Origin of the sequence: Mesorhizobium sp. M7A.F.Ca.CA.004.06.1.1, from assembly GCF_003999135.1 — a bacterium.
GTDB lineage: Bacteria > Pseudomonadota > Alphaproteobacteria > Rhizobiales > Rhizobiaceae > Mesorhizobium.
In genome coordinates, this window is the sequence record NZ_RZPQ01000809.1 from 1 (window position 1) to 2,575 (window position 2,575).

Annotated in this window: 2 protein-coding genes; one reads left to right on the forward strand and one right to left on the reverse strand. The window is 63.9% G+C overall.

Translation table 11 applies throughout. The features are described 5' to 3' along the window. Positions 1-1,278: magnesium transporter (gene mgtE / locus EN906_RS30455; RefSeq protein WP_127375619.1), on the forward strand; the 1,278-nt coding region annotated here is incomplete at its 5' end. Between the two features lie 60 nt (positions 1,279-1,338). Here the strand turns inward: mgtE and gorA are convergent. Next, positions 1,339-2,575: glutathione-disulfide reductase (gene gorA, locus EN906_RS30460; protein ID WP_127375620.1), on the reverse strand; the 1,237-nt coding region annotated here is incomplete at its 5' end.

Here is a 2,575-nt window from a genome sequence, read left to right on the forward strand (position 1 = left end):
GCCCTCAACAGGGAGCCTCGAGAGACCGCGACGGAACTGCTCTGTGAAGTGACGTTCGAACGTCTGGTCGAGATATTCGACCAGCCGGAACTCGACGGCGCGTCCGAACTCATGGAAGCGCTGCCGCGCGCCAAGGCGGGCAAGCTGCTCACTGCCATGTCGGTCGACCGGGCCGCCGACATCCTGCGCGAGCTGGAGGAGCCGGCCCGTTCCGAGCTGCTTGGCGGGCTTGCGCCGCCGCTGCGCGCAACCCTGCTCTCCATCCTCGGCTATCCCGAAGGCAGCGCCGCATCGATCATGACGACGGAGTTCGTCAGCGTGCCCTCGGACTGGACCGTCGGGCAGACGCTCGACTACATCCGCAAGGTCGAGCGGACACGCGAAACCGTCTACGCGATCTATATCGTCGATCCGCAGACGCACCTGCTCGTGCGCTCGACGGGCCTGCGCCGGCTGATCACCGGTGAGCCTGACGATCCGATCATGACGGTGGCGCCGGATCACCTTCCGGTGACGGTCGGCCCGCTGACCGATCGCGAAACCCTGGCGCAGACGATCTCCAAATACGATCTGCTCGCCCTTCCGGTCGTCGACCATGGCAAGATCCTCGGCATCGTCACCATCGACGACATCATCGACACGATGGTCGCGGAGACGACCGAGGACGCGCACCGTTTCGGCGGCATGGAGGCGCTGGACGAGCCGTACATGAAGATGAGCTTCCTCGCCATGATCAAGAAACGCGGCGGCTGGCTGTGCGCGCTGTTCATCTCGGAGATGCTGACGGCCAACGCAATGCAGAGCTATGAGGGCGAGTTGGAGAAGGCGATCGTGCTGACGCTGTTCATCCCGCTGATCATGAGCTCCGGCGGCAATTCCGGCTCGCAGGCGACCTCGCTGGTCATCCGCGCGCTGGCGTTGCGCGAGATCGGTCTTGGCGACTGGTGGCGGGTGGCGCTGCGCGAGCTGCCCACCGGCTTGGTGCTGGGCGCCATGCTCGGCGTGGTCGGCGTCTGCCGCATCGCGCTGTGGCAGTATATGGGCTTCTACGATTATGGCCCGCACTGGCCGCTGATCGCTACCACGGTGGGGGCTGCACTGGTCGGCATCGTCACCTTCGGTTCGCTGTCGGGGTCGATGCTGCCGTTCGCCTTGAAACGTATCGGCTTCGACCCGGCCAGCGCATCGGCGCCGTTCGTCGCCACGCTGGTCGATGTCACCGGGCTGGTGATCTACTTTTCGGTGGCGCTGGTGATCCTGCGCGGCACGCTTCTGTAGCGACTATCTCCGCCGTGGCATGACCTTGCCGCGGCGGAGTTCCTCAACCCGGATTTGCCGTCAATCGACGCGCTCGCCGTCCTTCACGCGATAGGTCGGCTTGTACATGGTGACCAGTTCTTCCGCCGCTGTCGGATGCACGGCCATCGTACGGTCGAAATCGTCCTTGGTCAGGCCGGCCTTCAGCGGGATGCCGAGCAGCTGCGCCATCTCGCCGGCATCCGGCCCCAATATGTGGGCGCCAAGCACTTTTTTCGACGCGCCATCGACCACCAGCTTTATCAGCATCTTCTCGTCGCGCCCGGACAGGGTGTGCCGCATCGGCCGGAATGTCGCGCGGTAGATCTCGATGTCGGGGAAGCGCTTGACGGCGTCGTCCTCCGACAATCCGACAGTGCCGATCTCCGGCTGTGAAAAGACAGCGGTCGCGATCGTCTCGTGATCGGGCGCGGTCGGATTTCCCTTGAAGGCGGTTTCGATGAAGCACATCGCCTCATGGATCGCCACCGGCGTCAGCTGCACGCGGTTGGTGACGTCGCCGATCGCCCAGACGTTGTCGATGTTGGTGCGGGAATATTGGTCGACGGCGATGGCGCCAGTCTTGGTCATCTCCAGTCCGATGCCTTCCAGGCCCATATTCTCGGTGTTGGGAATGCGGCCGATGGCCAGCATCACCTGGTCAACGGTCAGCACCTCGCCGCCGCTGACGAGCGCGTCGAGCCGGCCGTCCGGCCGCTTGCGGATCCATTCGGACACGGAATGGCAGAGGATCCTTATCCCCTTCTTTTCCATCGTCTCGTGCAGCATGCGCCGTAGGTCCATGTCGAACCGGCTCAGGATCTCCTTGCCGCGATAGACCAGCGTGGTGTCGACGCCGAGACCGTGAAAAATGTTGGCGAACTCGACGGCGATGTAGCCGCCGCCCTCGATCATGATCGCCTTGGGCAGTTTCTTGAGGTCGAAAGCCTCGTTGGAAAAGATACAATGTTCATGGCCGGGCAGCGCCGGATGCGCCGCCGGGCGGCCGCCGGTAGCAATCAGGATCTGGTCTGCTGTGACGGTGCGATCCTCGCCCAGAAGATGCACGACATGCGGATCGACGATCATGGCGCGCGAATGGAAGGTCTCGCCGCCGGCGCCCTCGACGTTCCTGACGTAGATGGCCTCCAGCCGGCTGATCTCGCGATCCTTGTTGGCGACCAGCGTCTGCCAGTCGAAGCTGGCTTCCGGCACCGTCCAGCCATAGCCGGCGGCGTCGGCAAAATGCTCGGGAAATTGCGAGGCATAGACATAGAGC